The sequence below is a fragment of the Saccharibacillus alkalitolerans genome (genome assembly GCF_011090185.1).
Taxonomy (GTDB): Bacteria; Bacillota; Bacilli; order Paenibacillales; family Paenibacillaceae; genus Saccharibacillus; species Saccharibacillus alkalitolerans.
Window position 1 is genome coordinate 534471 of sequence record NZ_JAAFGS010000001.1, and the last position, 18110, is coordinate 552580.

At 61.0% G+C, this 18110-nt stretch carries 10 protein-coding genes; 7 read left to right on the plus strand and 3 right to left on the minus strand.

Annotated features, from left to right (window positions below; all coding sequences use genetic code 11):
* Window positions 1–44: 44 nt before the first annotated feature.
* Window positions 45–2012 (minus strand): threonine--tRNA ligase, encoded by a 1968-nt coding sequence (gene thrS, locus GYN08_RS02200; protein ID WP_166272073.1) that lies wholly within the window; start codon window positions 2010–2012, stop codon window positions 45–47.
* Between the two features lie 507 nt (window positions 2013–2519).
* Here thrS and GYN08_RS02205 point away from each other — a divergent pair.
* Window positions 2520–4187, plus strand: coding sequence for a hypothetical protein (locus tag GYN08_RS02205; protein ID WP_166272075.1), 1668 nt, complete (start codon window positions 2520–2522; stop codon window positions 4185–4187).
* A gap of 196 nt (window positions 4188–4383) precedes the next feature.
* On the opposite strand, the gene GYN08_RS02210 is transcribed toward GYN08_RS02205, so the two are convergent.
* Window positions 4384–5991 carry a choice-of-anchor I domain-containing protein gene (locus GYN08_RS02210; RefSeq protein ID WP_166272077.1) on the minus strand — a complete coding sequence of 536 codons (1608 nt, stop codon included), beginning with the start codon at window positions 5989–5991 and terminating at the stop codon, window positions 4384–4386.
* A gap of 269 nt (window positions 5992–6260) precedes the next feature.
* Here GYN08_RS02210 and GYN08_RS02215 point away from each other — a divergent pair, with 269 nt between their 5' ends.
* From GYN08_RS02215 to GYN08_RS02225, 3 genes are all read left to right on the plus strand, one after another.
* Window positions 6261–7868: an amidohydrolase gene (locus tag GYN08_RS02215; RefSeq protein WP_166272079.1), complete on the plus strand. Its 1608-nt coding sequence runs from the start codon at window positions 6261–6263 to the stop codon at window positions 7866–7868.
* A 197-nt stretch (window positions 7869–8065) separates the two neighbouring features.
* Entirely contained in the window at window positions 8066–8890 is an 825-nt protein-coding gene (locus GYN08_RS02220) for an AAA family ATPase (RefSeq protein WP_166272081.1), read from the plus strand.
* Complete coding sequence (locus GYN08_RS02225) at window positions 8887–9333, plus strand: NusG domain II-containing protein (protein ID WP_166272083.1); 447 nt, start codon at window positions 8887–8889, stop codon at window positions 9331–9333. Before GYN08_RS02220 ends, GYN08_RS02225 begins: the two co-directional genes overlap by 4 nt.
* An 88-nt stretch (window positions 9334–9421) precedes the next feature.
* Here GYN08_RS02225 and GYN08_RS02230 read toward each other — a convergent pair whose 3' ends face one another.
* Window positions 9422–11629 carry a hypothetical protein gene (locus GYN08_RS02230; RefSeq protein WP_166272085.1) on the minus strand — a complete coding sequence of 736 codons (2208 nt, stop codon included), beginning with the start codon at window positions 11627–11629 and terminating at the stop codon, window positions 9422–9424.
* A 421-nt stretch (window positions 11630–12050) separates the two neighbouring features.
* On the opposite strand from GYN08_RS02230, the gene GYN08_RS02235 reads away from it, so the two are divergent.
* The 3 genes from GYN08_RS02235 to GYN08_RS02245 all read left to right on the plus strand — a co-directional run bounded on the left by GYN08_RS02235 (window position 12051) and on the right by GYN08_RS02245 (window position 18108).
* The gene (locus GYN08_RS02235; RefSeq protein ID WP_166272087.1) at window positions 12051–15194 is read left to right on the plus strand and encodes a PAS domain S-box protein; all 3144 of its coding nucleotides are present in this window, start codon (window positions 12051–12053) and stop codon (window positions 15192–15194) included.
* Window positions 15195–15457: 263 nt separating this feature from the next.
* A complete protein-coding gene (locus GYN08_RS02240; RefSeq protein ID WP_166272089.1) occupies window positions 15458–16759 on the plus strand; it encodes a serpin family protein in 1302 nt (433 codons plus the stop codon).
* A 38-nt stretch (window positions 16760–16797) separates the two neighbouring features.
* Window positions 16798–18108, plus strand: a complete 1311-nt coding sequence (locus GYN08_RS02245) for a serpin family protein (protein WP_166272091.1) — start codon at window positions 16798–16800, stop codon at window positions 18106–18108.
* Window positions 18109–18110 lie beyond the last annotated feature (2 nt).

The window sequence follows — 18110 nt, forward strand, 5'->3', positions numbered from 1 at the left end:
GAAGTTTGCATCCCTTTTCGCGCCGCAAAGGCGAAAGGAGGGGGTCAGCGACGCGCTTCGATTTCCTTCAGCAGCGCAGCGATCGCGTCGTCCGCCGCCGTCATCGTCTGAGCTTCGTCGTCGTAACGACGCACGTTCACGCTGCCGGATTCCCGTTCTTTTTCCCCGACGACGAAAATATACGGAATTTTGTCCTGCTGGGCCGCGCGCATCTTGTAGCCGAGCTTATTGCCGCTGACGTCCGCTTCGGCCCGAAGGCCGGCGTCGCGCAGCTTTTTACGGACCTCGAACGCGTAATCGTCGTAATGCGCGCTCACGGGCAGCACCCGCACCTGCGTCGGGGACAGCCACAGCGGAAACGCGCCCGCGTAATGCTCGATCAGAATGCCGATAAAGCGGTCGATCGATCCGTAAATCGCGCGGTGAATGACGACCGGACGGTGTTTGGCTCCGTCTTCGCCGATGTACGTCAGATCGAACTTCTCCGGCATCTGGAAGTCCAGTTGGATCGTGCCGCACTGCCAGCTCCGTCCCAGCGCGTCCAGCACGTGATAGTCGATCTTCGGGCCGTAGAAGGCGCCGTCGCCTTCGTTCAGCCGGTACTTGACGCCGCGTTTTTCCAGCACGCTGCGCAGCGAACGTTCGGCTTCGTCCCACAGCTCTTCCGAACCCATGGAATCTTCGGGCCGCGTGGACAGCTCGATCCGGTATTCGAAGCCGAACACCCGGTACATCCGGTCGATCAGATCCATGACTTTGCCGATTTCGTCCTCGATCTGGCGCGGCAGCACGAACAGATGGGCGTCGTCCTGGCAGAACGTCCGCACCCGCATGAGACCGCTCAGCGCGCCGGAATATTCGTGGCGGTGCACCTGGCCGAATTCCATCATCCGGATCGGCAGATCGCGGTAGGAGCGCAGCTCGTTTTTGTACATCAGCATATGGCCCGGGCAGTTCATCGGCTTGAGCGCGAAAGCTTCGTCGTCCACCTCGGAAAAGTACATGTTATCTTTGTAATGGTCCCAGTGGCCGGATTCTTCCCACAGGCGGCGGTTCATCATGAACGGCGAACGCACCTCGTCGTAGCCGTGCGCCAGCTGCATGCCCCGCGAGAAGTTCTCGAGCTCCGTGCGCAGCGTCATGCCGCCGGGCAGATAAAAAGGCATGCCCGGCGCTTCGTCGGAAAACATGAACAGCTTCAGCTCGCGTCCCAGCTTGCGGTGATCGCGCTTCTTCGCCTCTTCCAGCAGAAGCAGGTGTTCGTCCAGCTGTTCCTTCCGAGGAAAAGCGGCGCCGTAGATCCGCTGAAGCACGGCCCGGTCCGAATCGCCCCGCCAGTACGCGCCTGCGACGCTCAGCAGCTTGAAGGCTTTGAGCCGGCCCGTCGACGGCAGATGCGGCCCTCGGTCGAGATCCGTGAACTCGCCCTGCTCGTAGAAGGAAAAAGATTCTCCTTCCGGCGCGTCTTCGATCATTTCGATCTTGTAGCGTTCGCCGCGTTCCCGGAAAAAGGAGAGGGCTTCTTCGCGTAGGGCGATCCTGCGGCGGATCGGCAGGTTTTCTTCGGCGATCCGCCGCATTTCGCGTTCGATCGCGGGCAGGTCGTCGGCCGACAGCGCGCGCGGCAGCTCGAAATCGTAATAGAATCCGTCTTTCGTCGAAAGACCGATGCCGAGTTTGACCGCCTCCGCGCCGTACAGTCTTTTGACGGCCTGGGCCAGCAGATGGGCGGCGCTCAGCCGGTAGATGGGCAGGCTGTCTTCGTCGCCAGGCAGCAGGACATCGAGCGAAGCGTTCTCGTGCACGGTCTCGCTCAGATCGACCAGCCGGCCGTTCAAGCGTGCGGCGACGGCGTTTTTGCCGAGCGAAGTGCCGACGGAGCGGGCGATCTCGAGCACGGACGTGCCCGGACGGACGCGTCGCACGCTTCCGTCCGAGAGCGTGATCTCCGGAAGTCCGTGATCGTTCGGACGGGAGTCGGGTTGGAATCGGGAATCGGACAATGGGTACATGCTTCATTCCTCCAAGTATAATGGGATGGCGAGCGCAGACGATCTTCCGGGAAACGCAAAAAGCGCACTCTCCCGGAAAGGGACGAGTGCGCTCGGCTCGTGGTTCCACCCTCATTCGGTCCCGGCTCCGCAGCGAAATCGCTCCGGCAAACGCCGTGACCCTTACTTGGAATCCGTTAACGGGGATCAGGCGGCGGAGGCTACCGGCCGCCGTGCTCCCCCACTCAGGGGAAGCATCGGGCGCGGCGTTCGCATCCGCGGCTGCGAAGGGGTAATTCCGGGCCGCTTTCCGAAGAAGCTCTCAGCAGTCGCTTCTCTCTCTGGACGGTGCGCGCGGGGAATATTGTCTCCGGTCAAAGCCGAATGTTTCGTTGTTTCTGGATTATAGAGGGCAAAACGGAAAAGGTCAAGCCGAAAACGGAAACGGATAGGCCGGATTTGAACGAAGGCCGTGCGGGAGGTTATGATAACTTTACGAAGATATTCGGCAAAAAAGGGGTGTTGGCCATGTACGGACATACTTTTTCCCAGGCTCTCTGCAAGCTGGGCGGCGATGAGTTGAGATTGGTTTACGTGCTGTGCTGCGATACGGCCGTTCAGGAGCTGCTCGTATCCAAAATTCGGGATTGGATCAGACGCGAACCGGAACGGTTCGCCAGACAGCTGGAGGAAAAGGCGGCTGCCTATCGCGATTGGAACGACAACGAATTAAGGCTTGCCATTCTGCTGGAACTCGCCAAGCGGGCCCGCCTGGTCGGCGCTCCGCTGACCACGGCCGCCGAACTGGAAGAATACGCGGGAGGGATCGTCGAACAGATCGAGCTGGGAGCGGCCGAGGAAGACCGCGCTTATTACGCGTACCGGGAAGGACGAACGGACGCGAGCGAGCTGGAAACGCTGATCGACTATCAGATCGCCTCGCTGGTGCAGGCTTTGGGTCGGCTGCTCGATGCGGCTCCGCAGCCGGAATGGGACGAATATATGCTCAGGGTCGGCGCGCTGCTGCCCGATATGCCGGAGACGTGGGATTCCGCCGCGGACGTTCTTCCGAATGCAAGCGAAGGCGCATCCTCCGGGGGGATCCGTCTGGATAAAGCCGGACCCGAAGCTCGGGAAGGAGAGGACGGAACGTTCGTCCCTCTCGAAGCCGAAGATGCCGCGGGGGAAGCGGCGGAAGGAAGCGAACCTGCCGGCGAGCCTGCCGCGCCGGCGCGGCCGAGCGGCGAGCGTCTGCTGCTCGCGGCATTGGAGCGGCAGCAGGGCTTCGCCTATTACGAGACGGCGATGACGCTGCTGGCATCGGCGGAAGGGCTGCTCGGCACGGGCACAACGGGCGAATTGTACGGTCGGCGTATCGCTTTTCTGGCCGTCTCGGGCAGCCCCGTATTCCTGTCGGTGCTGCCCGGCGGCGCGAAGGCGGCGCAGCTGTCGCTGCGCGGCTTGAATCCGCAGCGCCGCCGGCTGCCGCTGCTGCTGACGCAGCTGCTGCTGCCGGAGCTCGTCTCCGAAGACGAGACCCAGGCGGACTACGAGCCGCTGCTGTCGCTGTGGCGTTCGCGCGCGGAGGCGCACGGGGCGGTGAAGGCGGATATCGGGGAAGAAGATTCGAGGATCGATTATTATAAGCGCGAATCGGCCAGCTGCGCGCAGCAGCTTGAATCCGCCAGATCCGAGAGAGTCGGATCGGAAGAGCGCATTGCCGAAATCCGCGAGTCGCTCGTGAACAAACTGCGGGTGAGCAGCATGCAGCTTCCGCCGATTTCCGACTCGTTCGACCGGCTGCTGGAGGAATACGCCGATAATCGGAACCGGATCGCCGACGCCGAAGCTTCCCGTCAGGAGCGGAGGCAGGGACTCGCGGGCCTCGTCAAGTATACGATAAATTACGCCGCGTCGAGCGTTACCCTGCTGGACCTGCGCCGCAAGCAGGATCGGCTGCTGGAGCGGATGGCCGATGAAGCGCTGCATACCGACGGCGAGTGGGGACAGGGCGAACGCTACGTCGTTGCGGCCGAACGGGAGCGGATCGGCCATCTCGATGCCGAGATCGGAAGGCTGGAGAAGCTGCAGGCCGATTATCGCGAAGAGCTTCGCCGCGCGGAGCAGGCACGCAAGACGCTGGAACAGGAAAAGAAGAAGCTGGAGAAGCAGGTCTACGGACTCGCCGATCTTTAAAGCGCGGCGCGAGTCCGAATTCGGGGGTCGCGCCCCAGACACGAAAATCCCGCGTTCCGAAAGCGATCGGAACGCGGGAACGGCTGCCGGGACTTTCCCGGCGGCTTTTTGCGCGCGGCCGGCATCCGAGGCTGCGCCGGAATCCGCGATCGATTCGAGGCGGGGCCCGGCGCTTCGGACACTTCGGCCGGCCGCTTTAGCTCCGCGGCGTGTAGAAGCTGATCGTGCCCGTCCCTTCGTCCGCGCTGACGAAAAGATCGCGCCCGCTTACGCGGTGAATTCCTTCCGGCGATTCGCCGGCCGTTCGGATCAGGCCCAGATAAGCCGGGTTGGCCGCATCGTTCAGATCGAAGAACAGGATGGCGTTCGCTCGCTCGGCCGCTGCGACCAACAAGGTCTGTCCTCGTACAGTGGACACGGTCAGGTTTTCCACTTCGCTGCCTTTATTGGGGCTGCGGCCGTCCGGGTAGATGCCGGCTTTGGCCGCGGCAGTGTCGATCAAGTTCAGGCTGTCGTAGACGAGGCGGCCTTCCAGATCCCATACGGCGATACTGCGTCCGCCCGCCTTGACGCCGTCGTCGAATTCGTTTTTGCCGAGGTCGCCTTCGTTGGCCGTAATCAAGTAACGTCCGTCCGGGGAGAAAGCGATGCCGTCCGGTTCGAACCTTCCCTTCATCGTATCCGTAAACGAGACGATTCCGTCTTCCTTCAGATCGGCGGCGTGCTCGGTCGTGCCGAGCGCGAAGACGCGGGAAACTTTTTTCGCGGCCAGGTCGACCAGCGCGATCGCGTTGTTTTCTTGAAGGGTGACGGCCGCGGTCGTGCCTTCGTCGTTGATGGCGACATATTCGGGCTGCGGTTCGTGCGGATAGATCGCGCCTTCCACGCCGCTCAAGTTGACCGAAAGGTCGGTCAGCGTCCCCTTCAGCGCGTCGCCGCCTTCGAATTCGACCACGGCGATGCTTCCGGGACGTTTGGCGTTCGGGTAGTCGAATTCGTCCGTATCCGGATCGAGTTCTTCGTCTTCGATCGCGATGACGGCGAAGCGACCGTCTTTCGACACCGCGACGGAATCGGGCCCGATGCCGAGCGGATACGTCTTGGCGATCTTGTAATTGTCCAGATCGACGACGGCGAGGATGCCCGGATTCGGAAGGCGCATCGTATCTCCGGTGCGGATGACGGCCAGCGCGTATTTGCCGTCCGGCATGGCGGCGACGCTGGTCACTTCGGCTTTGTCGGAGAGCGCACGGAAAGAGATCGTCTTCAGCAGCGAAGGCCGGCTTGTGTCGGAAATGTCAAGCACGCTTACGCTACCCGCATCCGCTTCGGTGACGATCAGGCGTTGTCCGTCAGGCGTGGACGAAATGATTTCCGCTTTGCCGGAAGGCATACGGAAAGAGGAGGCGAGCCCGAACCCGGTTCGGTTTTGAGCGGCGGCGGAAGCCTCGTGCAGCGCGTTCAGCGCAGCCTGCGGAACGTACACGCGTCCGTTACGCGCATAGGGGGCTTGGTCCAGCGCGACGCTCCGGCCGTTCACCGTCATTGAAGTCGAACCGAGCGTAAATGCCGCGCTTAGCCCGTCTCCCCGGACGGTGACGCTCCCCGTATCCGGATTCCATTTGATTTCGCTCTGCATGTTCTCGGCGGCGCTTCGCAGCTGCAGCGGCGAGTCGGCTGCGGCGGCGCGAAGTTCGCCGGGCTGCAGCGTGAGCATTCCGGAAGCCAGGGAAACGGCGGAGGCGGTCAACAGAAGCCGGAGGAGCCTTTTCTTGCCTGATCGCTTGCGTTGTTTCATACTCATGGGGAACACTCCTTTGTCGTGAATTTTATGTAAAAGACAGAATTTCGGCACCGGAAAATTCCGGGCAAACTCTTGCCATTGTAAAGATTCAATGTGACGCCGGTATTAACAGGAACGCCGGAATTTGTAAATGCCGGGGAAAACGTCTGCCCTTCCGGATTCGCCGATCCGCAAGCTGTTTCCGCCGCTTTAGTATGGTAAAATGTGCGAAGGGACCGACGTCGAATCCGGACCCGACGAATCGAGAGAGACAAAGGAGAATGAAGCGAATGGCGGCAGGCAGGGGAATTTTATTCAAAAACGGCCGGATCGGCCTCGGGGCTTCGGACCGCGGTCCGGATGCCGTATATGCGGAAGACGGAAAGATTGCGGCGATCGGCGCTTCGCGCGAGTTGGAGCTTCAACTGACAGGCCGGGACTACGAAACGGCCGATTGGGACGGCGCATATGTGCTGCCCGGATTGGTCGATTCGCATATGCATCTGGGCATGCAGGGAGTCAAGCTGGCCGCGCTCGATTTCTCGGACGTGACGTCGAAAGAAGACATGCTGCGCCTGATCCGCGAACGGGCGGAGCGGACGCCTGCGGGAGAATGGATCTTGGGACTGAACTGGAACGAAAATGCATTCAGTCCGGCCCTTCCTCCGCTGATCGACGAATTGGACGAAGCGGCGGGAGATCGTCCGGCCTACCTGACGAGAACCTGCTTCCATGCGTTTCTCGCCAACAGCGAAGCGTTCCGCCGCGCGGGCGTCACGGCCAATACGCCGGACCCCGAATCGGGAGCTTTCGGACGGGACGCGTCGGGCGGGCTGAACGGCTGGGTCTACGAAGAAGCGTCGAAGATGCTGGAAATCGTGCAGCCGGAACCGGATTACGAGACGAAAAAAGAGGCAATCCGCCGCGCGTGCCGCCATGCGCTTTCGCTCGGGCTGACGGCGGCCCATACGGAGGATTTACGTTACCTCGGCAGTCTGGAGACGATGCTGCGCATTCATCGCGAGCTGCGAGAAGAGGGTCTGCGTTTCCGTTCGCATCAATTGGTTTTCCATACGTTTCTGGACGAAGCCGAGCGGTTGGGGCTCAAAGCCGGCGACGGCGACGAGTGGCTGCGCATCGGCGCGGCGAAGATCTTCTCCGACGGCGCGATAGGCGGCCGGACCGCTCTGTTGAACGCGCCTTACAGCGACGCGCCGGAGACGAAAGGCATGGCCATTCATCCGCTTGATCGGCTGAAAGCCATCACGTCGCGGGCGCGCTCCCTCGGCTTTCCGATCGCGGTCCACGCGATCGGCGACGGGGCGGCCGATATGACGCTGTCCGCCATGGAGGCGTATCCGCTGCAGGGAGTGAGCGAGCTGCCGGATCGCTTCATTCATGCGCAGGTGCTGGACGAGAAGCTGGTGCGGCGGATGGGGCGTCTGCAGATGATTGCGGACATCCAGCCGCGCTTCGTGCCGAGCGATTTTCCGTGGGTGATGGAGCGGGTCGGACCGTCGCGCACGGAATATCTGTATGCCTGGAAGAAACTGATCTCAGCCGGCATCGTCTGCGCCGGCGGCAGCGACGCGCCGATCGAGCCGCTGAATCCGCTGCTGGGCCTGCACGCGGCGGTTACCCGGCGCAGACCGGATTCCCCGAATCCGCGCGACGGCTATCTGCCGGACGAGCGGCTGAGCACGGAGGAAGCGGTCCGGCTGTTCACGGAGGGCAGCGCGCTGGCCGCGGCCGAAAGCCATGAGCGGGGGAGCATCGCCGAAGGGCGCGCAGCCGATTTTACCGTCCTGGACCGCGACCTTTCCGGCGATCCGGAAAACATGCTCGGGGCAAGGGCGCTGATGACGGTCGTAAACGGAGAGGTCGCTTACCGGGCCTGATTCGCCTGCAAAAAGAACCGACGCGCGCCGCGGCGCGGACGGTTCTTTTCGGCGCGCCGAGAATCCGCCGGGCCCTCGCATTTTCGCGCAAAGGTTTGACAGATCCGATGATCCGTCGTTTAATAGTAATAATTACTATTAAACAAAGCCTGCGAAGGCTGCTGATAGCGATACGGCGAGAGGAGTTTACGGCAACAATGGGAAAATCGGCAACGGCCGCGCGTCTGCCCCGTTCCAAAGGAACCGACATGGCGACGGTATATGAGGCAAAAGACTGCATGCGCAAAGTGAAGTATCTGGTGCTGCCGGAGCGCAACCGGAGGATCGTGGAAGAGTTTATGACCATTTTGGACATGAAGGAGGAATTCGACCGGCACGGCGTTCCGATTCCGAACAAGGTAGTGATGTACGGACCGCCGGGGACGGGCAAGACGCTGACCGCGTTTCACGTCGCCGCCTCGCTGGGAATTCCGCTGATCGTCGTTCGGCTCGACTCTCTTATTCACAGTCATCTCGGCGAGACGGGCAGCAACATCCGCAAAATTTTCGATTACGCCAAGGCCGTGCCCTGCGTGCTGTTTTTGGACGAATTCGATGCCGTGGCCCGGACCCGCGAAAGCGGCGACGAAGTGAAGGAGATGGCGCGCGCGGTCAATACGCTGCTCCAGTGCTTGGACGAATTCGGCGACGGAAGCATTTTCATGGCGGCCACGAATCTGGAAACGGAACTCGATCCGGCGATCTGGCGTCGTTTCGATACGCGAATGACGTATCGCCTGCCGGACGAGAAGGAGCGGCGCGACTATATCCGGCTGCTGATCGGGGACTTCGGCTGCGAGGAAGAGGCGCAAGCCGAAGCGTGCCGGCTGCTCGGCGGATGCAGCTTCGCCGATATCGAACAGATCGTGCTGAAGGCGAAGCGCAAAGCGATCATCGACCGCAAGCCGCTCGGCCGCGCGCATATCGGGCTGTCGTACGAAGAGTACGCGCCGGCTCCCGCCGTGTCCAAGGAGCGGGCATGAACCACGAGCAGCCGGGAAAGCAAGGACGGAAGCGGCTGATCAAGCGCGGCGACCTGCTGCTGATCGCCGCTGCCTTGATACTGGCCTGTACGGTACTGGGCTGGCAGAAATGGCGAGAGGCGCAAATCGCCGCCGACGCGGATATGCTGATCGCGGTCATTACCGTGAACGGCCAAGAATATGAGAGAGTGCCGCTGGACGGCGAAGAACGGGTGATCGACATTCGGACGGAATTCGGCCACAATACGCTCAAAGCTTACGACCGCGGAATTCGGATGACGTATTCCGACGCGCCCAAGCGGATTGCTCTCGATATGGGGTTTATCTCTCGGCCGCATCAGCAGATCGTCTGCGTGCCGACCCGCGTCCGCGTCGAAGTGCTGCCTCCGGACGGCGGCGAAGACGGCGGCCTCGACGCGGTGGTGGGAATGCTCCGGCGCTGAACGGAACGCGAACCCTGACGAAAAGCCCCGATCTCTACGGTTACTCCGTAAAGATCGGGGCTTTTTCGAACGGGAGAAAAGGCGAGGATCAATCGTTTCCGCCGCGGTTGGCGGCAGCGATTGCGTCGCGGTTTTCCCAGAGCATGCTGCGCAGGTTGGATTTGGAACCCTGGATGATGAAATAGGGGATGTCGGCGGCCTTGGCAAGCTCCACGCCTTCCCACGAAGCCCGGTGCGACGTGGAAGTAATCAGCAGGAACAGCGCTTGCGCGCGCCGCAGCTCGGCGGCGACAAGATCGGGTCTTTCGCCGTTTTCGTGCACGTAGACGGCCCCGCTTTCGACGACCACGTCTTCAAACCACTTGCGCTGTCCGCCGAGCACGACGACCGTGCATCCTTTCAGGAAAGGTTCCGGCTTGCTCTTGCGCGTCTCGCGCTTCGGCTTGGACGACGGGGAAGAAGACGTCCGAGCGACCGCCGGGTCGCGGCGGGGAGGCGAACCCGGATCCGAGAAGTCGCGGTAAACCCGTGCAAGCCTGGCGACCGCGTCTTCTTCGCCGACGTTGAAGATGCAGGGCGCTCCGTCGGCGGGGCGCTGAATATCCAGATCTTTGACATGGATCGGATAGCGGCGCTCCGCGTCGTTCATATCGACCGCGTGCCATATTCCTTGTTCGTCTTGTTCGACGTAACCGTTGTACTGCCGGACCGGGGAAAACGTGTCGTCTCCCTGAAGCAGCAGCTCGATCTCGTACTGTACGCCGTTCTGTCCGTCCTCGCGCGGCAGGCAGCGAACTTCGGCTTCGTGCTGCAGCTGCAGCTTGTATACCATCGACTCGGTAATATTGAACGTTTCTCCGCTGTCCAGCACGATATATCCGCCGTGATCGCGGCGGTAGAACGTTCCGCCCTGTCCGGGTTCTTCGTCAGCGAGGTTTCCGTCCTCGGCCTCTTCCGGCGCCGCTTCCATGCCGTGCGGGAGACGCTTAAGCGTCTCCGGGCGCTTCTCGGCGTCCTGAAGCGTCGCGCTTTCGGAAGGAAACGTTCCGGCTCCGCCGCCCGGGGGCGTTTCGGCGGCCTGCTCCTCGCCCGTCGGGACTGCCGGTCCGCCCAGCAGGCGGCGTCCCGCCGCATAGGCGTCGATCGCGTCCAGCAGATCGAGCGCGCGGCGCAGATGCGTTCTCGCCTCCAAATCGCCCGGCTCCTGTCCGCCGGGCAGAGCCGAGCCCGTCTCGCGGAGCTCGCGCCGCAGCAGCGCCTCGAAGCGGCGGATAAGGTCTTCCGGCGCTTCGGCAGCCAGGATCTGCGAGGCGGTCTGCGGAGCGGAATCCGGCGGCCCGGGATGATGCGCGTTCCCGTCCGGCGCTTCGGCCGATTCATGCCGCCGTTCCGAAAGGAAGCGCGCTTGCGCTTCTTCCAGGCGCAGCCTCGCTTCGTTAAGCTCGCTTTCGAAGCGGCTTCGCTCCAGCTTGTGCTGCCGCTTCGCTTCCGCCAGTCTTCCCGCGGCCGCTTCGCGTTCTTCGGCGAGCAGGACGTTCGTCCTGCGTTCGGTTTCCAATTCGCCTTCTGCGCGCAGGGCGCGTTCTTCGAGCCGCAGCGTTTCGCGGCGGGCGTCCGCCGCTTCTTTCTCCAGACGGCGCGCCCGGTCTTCCTCACGCCGGCAGCGCTCTTCCAGCGCTTCGATCCTCCGGTTCAGCTTCTCGATGCGGCGCTGTTCGGCCGCTTCGTTCCGGGCTTCCGATATCGTCGGCTTCTGCGCTTGGCGGCCCGAATCGGCGTCCGAAGAAGCGTCCGCGCGTCCGGGCGTTTCGCTGTCGGCCAGCCGGGCCAGCCGGCGCGCGTCGGCTTCCGCGTCGCGCTCTTCGTCCGGGGAAGGATCGCGGAAGTAAAACGCCCAATAAACGTGCCATTTGCCGAAGCGGACGATCCATGGCTCGGGATCGCCGTCGAAAAGGTCGGGGGCGAAGACGGGATCCGAAGACTCAAGCAGCGGCCGGACTTCCGTCGATAGGGCGGAGGCGAGGCTGCGGCGCAGTTCCCGGCTGCTTTTGGCATGGGCGCACAAATCCCGCATCGACTTGGCAAACAGCGCTTCGGGCCATTTGTGCGATCCGCGGCGGGCAAACGGGAATTTCAATTTTTGCGCCATCCTTCGTTTGGCGGATTCGTTCATTTCGAGCAGCAGCGGCGGAACGAACTGGAGCGGCAGATTCGAAATTCGCTCTTCGCTCGGCGTTCCGCTCGGAGCGGATGCTGCCGGCGGCTTGGCGGGAACGGAAGGTTTTATTCGTTTCACGGGCTCCTCCTTCTGGATGGACAACTTTTCGGCCTGACCGAAAGTCGATAAACGCTCATCCTCGTTTCTCTTTATTCAATATACCGAATTTGCATAGAGTTTACATTACAAAACTATAATTTCGACAATTTTCGATGATTAAGCAGGTTCGGATCCGTTATGATCGAGCCGAACAAGCGGCGGCTTCCATGCCGTGCTGCCATGCTATACTATAATCGAGACGATACGACAAAAAGGCCGCCAGGCGGCGAAATTTGACGTTTGCGCGTTTCGATGCGATAGAAAAGGCGCGGCTTTGGGTAAATGACAGAAATAGGCTTGCGGCAAGCAAGGAAGCGGAAATTCTGCACCAGCATGTCAAAAAAACGTAAAAAGCGTATGAACGAGCACGAAAGAAGCGTTTTTTAAAGGAGAACTGAACTTGACTTCGCCTTATATCCCGGATGCGTCCGTATACGCGCGCATATACAATAAAATACCGACCGGTGTCCTTATTCTTGGAATGGACGGCTTATGCATCGGAGCCAATCCGGCCATGAGCCGAATTTTCGGCTGGGAGCATGACAGATTTTTGGGCAGAGGGTACCGAGACCTGCTTCGTACGGAGGGGGACGGAATTCCTGATTTCTTCGAGTCGTTTTCCCAATGGATTCAGGCTCCGCGTTCGTTCGGGCCTATAGAAATCCGGCTTGCCGGACGCGATGGGAAATCCGTATGGGTGTCGGCGGAAGGCGAGCTGGCCGGCGAAGAGGAAGAACCGCATATTGTTATTTATCTGGAAGACGTGTCGAACCGCCGGAGCGAGGCGGACGATCCGCATGAACAGACCCGGGAAATTTACAAACTGATTACGCAGAACACTCCCGACATGATTTCGTTCAGCAAACCGGACGGCACGCTGCTGTACGTCTCGCCTTCCGTGGAGCGAACGCTGGGCTACAAGCCGGAGGAGATGCTGGGGCGCAACCGGACCGCTTTTTACCATTCCGGGGATGCTACCAAGATGCGGATCGAAGGGACGTTGTATGCGGAAGACCGGACATTCGAGCGGCGCGTCATGCACAAAAACGGAAGCGTGCGCTGGGTCGACACGTCCTTCCGCCTGATTCGCGACTCCGAAGGGCAAGTGAGCCGTGTGCTGGTGATCGCGCGCGACGTGACGGAACGCAAAATGAACGATTTGATTTTGACCAAGGCGCAAAAAATGGCGAACATCGGCTCCTGGTACTGGGATATTTCGCAGCAGTATCTGTCTTTTTCCAAAGAGATGCGGGAGATTTTCGATTATGCGCTGCAGCCTCGGGAGAAGGGAACGGAGGCCTTCGTCAACTTGATCCACCCGGAAGACCGGGAGACCGTTACCGCGCGGATCGCGGAAGCGGTGAAGTACGGGCGCGCCGGGGAGCTGACCTACCGGATACGGTTGGGCGGAGGAAGGGAAAAGACCATTTACGGCATCTGGGAAGTGTCGAAGGACAGCATGACGGGCGAACCTCTGCAGGTCATCGGCATTATGCAGGACGTGACCGAACGCGTGCGCACCGAGGAGAAGCTGCGAAGCAGCGAAAGCCGTTACCGTTCGTTGTTCATGAACCACAACGCCGGCATCCTTTCCCTGGATATGAAGGGACGGCTGGTCGACGTGAATCCGGCCATGGAATCGATGAGCGGTTACACGAAAGAGCAGCTGCTCCGGCTTCGTGTCGGGATGCTGCAGCCGAAGGAATATGCGGTAATCTCCCGGGGGCACTTCCGTGCCGCGCGGAGCGGCGAATCTCGCGTGTTCGAGACGTCGTTCTACCGGCGTGACGGCCGCCTGAGACATGTCAGCATCGCTTATGTGCCCGTAGGTTCCAAAAAGGACCAAGCCGGCGTATACGCCATCATCACGGATATCACGGAACGCAAACAATACGTTTCCCAGATCGAAGCGTTAAGCTATCAGCATTCGCTGCTGCTCAATACGGTGTCCGAAGGCATTATCGGATTCGACACGGCCGGCCGGGTCATGTTCACGAATCCGGCGGCGGCGGCCATGCTCGGTTACGAAGGCGGGGAGACGGTCGGCCGTTCTTACGCGGAAATGATGCGGCAGGCCCAGACGCAGGAGACGTCGTACCAGACAGGGGGCATGGAGCTGCTGGACGCCCTGAATTCCGGAAACGCGCATGCCCAGTCGGAAGCCGTATTTTGGCGCAAGGACGGAGGAAGCTTCCTGGCTTCTTACCAGGTGACGCCGATTCTCGACCGCGGAGAACGGCGGGGCGCGGTGCTCGTGTTCCGCGACGTGACCGGCGAGAAGGAGATTATTCGGGCCAAAGAGTCGGCCGAGCGGGCGGACCGCGCCAAATCGGAGTTCCTGTCGATCGTCAGCCACGAGCTGCGCACGCCGATGAACGGCATTATCGGCATGACGGATCTGCTGCGCGACAGCGTCATGGAAGAGGAACAGCGGCAGTATGTGGAAATCATTCACGAAAGCAGCCATGCGCTTCTCAAAATCTTGAACGAGATTCTGGATATCAGCAAGATCGAGGCGGGGCGCATGGAAATCGAGCCTCAGCCGATGGGGCTTCGCGAAATGCTGGAAGGCGTAATCCAGCTGTTCATGCCGCGCGCGGCGGAGAAAGGGCTGGCGCTTAAGTTTCTCGCCGAAGAGAACCTTCATCGGCTTCCGGCGACGGTAATTGCCGACAGCGAGCGGCTGCGTCAAGTCTTGATCAATTTGGTCGGCAACGCGATCAAGTTTACCGAGCAGGGAAGCGTGAAGCTGGCTGTGGCGGTCAAGGCCTTCCGCGAGCCGAACGAAATTTGGTTGGAATTCGCGGTAAGCGACACCGGAATCGGCATCCCCGAAGACAAGCGGCATCGGCTGTTCCAACCGTTCTCCCAACTGCATCCGATCTTGAACCGCAAGTACGGCGGTACCGGGCTGGGACTGTCGATCAGTCGGAAGCTGGTCGAACTGATGGGCGGTACCATTTCGGTCGAGAGCGAGGAAGGGAACGGGACGACTTTCTCTTTCCTGCTGCGCTTTCAGCTGCCGGATGAGGAAGGACGGAGCTTTTCGAAGCTTGCGAACGGCGCGATGCGGGAGGAGAGATCCGAGGCTGCGGACAACTCTTTGCCTTTGCCGCAGCCCGAGAACCCCAAAAATCTGCGTATTCTGATCGTCGAAGACCATCCGGTGAACCGCAAAGTTCTGGAAGCGATGCTCGCCCGTTTCGACTGCAGGGCGGACGCGGCCGAAAACGGAGCCGAAGCCGTTCGCCAGGCGCTGATCGGCGGCTACGATCTGATTTTTATGGACGTTCAAATGCCGGATATGAACGGAATCGAGGTGGCTGCGAAGATTCGCACTCATCTGCCGCCGGGTCAAACGCCGCTCATTGTCGGCGTCAGCGCTTTCGTTCGACCCGAAGATATCGAACAGTGCCTGGCGGGCGGCATGGACGACTTTATCGGCAAGCCGGTCGCGGCGGCCGAGGTCGAACGTGTGCTGAGCGACGCCCGTCTGCGCCTCTGCGTCCGGGGACGGGAGAATTCGGAATCGGAAAGCGTCTGAAAAAACGCTTGGCGGCACGCGCCCGCGGATTTCGACGCCGGTCCGTTACAGGACGGGAGCTTTCCGCCCTACCCGAACGTTCGGCAAAAACCTTTTCCGCGATATGAGCGGAAAAGGTTTTTTTGCGTGCGGAAAGTCTTTCTTTTTCCATTTCAAGCAACATTTCGTTCCCTTTCCGCGTTCGTAAACGTAAGAGGCCGCCTGCTCCGAGCCGCCGATCGGCCGTTCGGGGCAATTCCGGGGCGGATCAAGGAGGTGCGGCAATGAAGGAGGCGGGCAAGCGCTTGGGCCTGCGGGCCAACCCGGGGCTCCTGCTGCCTCTGCTGACGTTAAGTCTCGCGGGCTGCGCGGCGGAAGCCGGCGTCGACCGGGAAGCGCAGATATCCTCCGCTCCCGTCTCGTCTTACGCGGCGGAAGATGCGGATCGGAAGCTGGTCCGCGCGGCGAACCGTTTCGGGTTGAATCTGTACGGGCGGCTGGCCGCCGAAGCGCAGACCGACGGCGGAGCGAATCGGATGCTGTCGCCGGCGGGCTTGAGCATGGCGCTGTCCATGCTGAGAGCGGGCGCCGAAGGGCAGACGGCGCAAGAGATGGACAAGGTGCTCGGCTTGAAGGAAATCGGGCCGCAGCGTCTTGCCGAAGAGCAGCGGGTGCTCCGAAGCCTGCTGGAGCAGGCCGATCCTTCGGTGCGGATGACCGTGGCGAATTCGATCTGGACCCGAGAAGATTTTGGCTTGAAAGAAGACTTTGCCCAAGAGATGGAACGCAGTTACGGCGCAAAGACGGAGGCTCTGGACTTTTCTTCGGACAAAGCGGCCGATACGATGAACCGCTGGGCGTCGGAGAGTACGGACGGAAAGATTCGGCGGGTGATCGAGGCGCCGATCGATCCGACGATCGTGATGGTTTTGATGAACGCGATGTATTTCAAAGGGGGATGGACGGTTCCGTTCGAACCCGAAGCGACGCAGGATCGGCCGTTTGTCACGGAAAAGGGCGAAAAGGTCGAAGTGCCGACCATGCGGCAGTCGGGGCGTTACGACTATCTGGACGGCGACGGTTTCCGCGCGGTCCGTCTGCCCTACGGAGAGAAGGGCGATTTCGGCATGATCCTCGCCCTGCCCGACGAAGGCGTAACGCTGCGCGAGTTCGCGCAGACGAATCTGCCGAAGTTCGGCTTATGGAGCGCGCGCTTTGCCCAAACGGGAGGAAGCGTCGAGCTGCCGAAGTTCAAGCTCCAAGACTCGATGATGCTGAACGACGCGCTGGCCGCGCTCGGGATGCCTTCGGCTTTCATTCCGGGAACGGCCGAATTGGGCGGGCTGTCGGATGACGGCGAGAACTTATTCGTCAGCCGGGTATCGCAGGATACTTTCGTCGAAGTGAACGAGGAGGGGACCGAAGCGGCGGCCGTAACGGTCATCGCGGTCGAAGAGGGGGCTTCGCCCGAATCCGCTCTTCCGTTCGAACTGAAGCTGAACCGTCCTTTTTTCTTCGCCGTTACCGACCGTACCACGGGATTGATCGTGTTCATGGGCGAAGTCGGCAATCCGGCGGAATCGTAAAAAGAACAGGTTGAAGAGTTAAAGGGGGTCTTTGAAGAATGCGTGCAGCGGCTAAAAAAGAAAAGCGGGGAAATCGAGCAAAAGGAAAAGCGATCCGATATCTGGCGCTCGCGTCTCTGCTGGCCGTGACGGCCGGCTGTTCGGCCGGCGCGGAAGGATCGAGGCACAGCTCGGCTTACGCGGCGGAAGACGCCGATCCGAAGCTTGCCGCGTCGATGAACGATTTTGCGCTGGATTTCTACGCCGTGCTGGAACAGCATCCCGGCGAAGAAGAGCCCGGGCCGAACCGCATGGTGTCGCCGGCCGGGCTGACGATGGCGTTATCGATGCTTAAAGGCGGAGCGGAAGGCGCGACAGCCGCGGAAATGGAAAAAGCGCTGCGGCTGAACGGAATTTCCGGCGATGCGCTCGACGAGGGGCAGATGATTTTGAGCGACCTGCTGCGAGGTTCCGATCCGTCGGTGCGGATGGAGATCGCCAATTCGCTGTGGAGCCGCAAAGGCTTTGCGCTGAATCCGGATTACGCGCAGCGGATGAAAAAAAGGTACGGAGCGGAAATTCGCGAATTGGATTTTTCCGCGGATAAGGCGGTCCGGACGCTGAACGATTGGGCTTCCGCTCGCACGCACGGCAAAATCACGAAAGTAGCGGAGGGGCCGATCAGCGGCGACATGCTGCTGCTTCTCATGAACGCGATGTATTTCAAAGGCGATTGGAGCGAGCCTTTCGAGAAAAGCCTGACCGCGAATCTGCCGTTTCGGACGAACGACGGACAGCGGATCGAAGTGCCGACGATGCGGCAGAGCGGCAGCTACGCTTATCTGGACGGCGACGGCTTCGAAGCGATTCGCCTGCCTTACGGGGAATCCGAAAATTTCGGCATGATTCTGGCGCTGCCCGACAAAGGCAGCTCGCTGCGGGAATTCCTGCACGATCAGCTGCCGAAGTTCGGAGAGTGGAGCGGGCAGCTCGAGCGGAGACCGGGATCGGTGGAGCTGCCGCGCTTCAAGCTGGAAGACAAGCTGAAACTCAAAGAGGCCTTGATCGCGCTCGGAATGCCTTCGGCTTTCGACGCCCAAAAGGAGGAACTTGGCGGACTCTTCGCTCCGGACGGAGCGCCCGCGGAAAATCTTCATCTCAGCTTCGTCGATCAAAAGACATTCATCGACGTCGGCGAAGAAGGAAGCGAAGCCGCGGCCGTGACGGCGCTCGGCGTCAGCGGCTCGTCCGAGCCCGTATCGGAGCCGTTCGAACTGAAGCTGAACCGCCCGTTCTTCTTCGCGATTACCGACCGGACGACGGGATTGATCGTGTTTATGGGCGAAGTCGGCAATCCGGCGGAGAGCTGAAA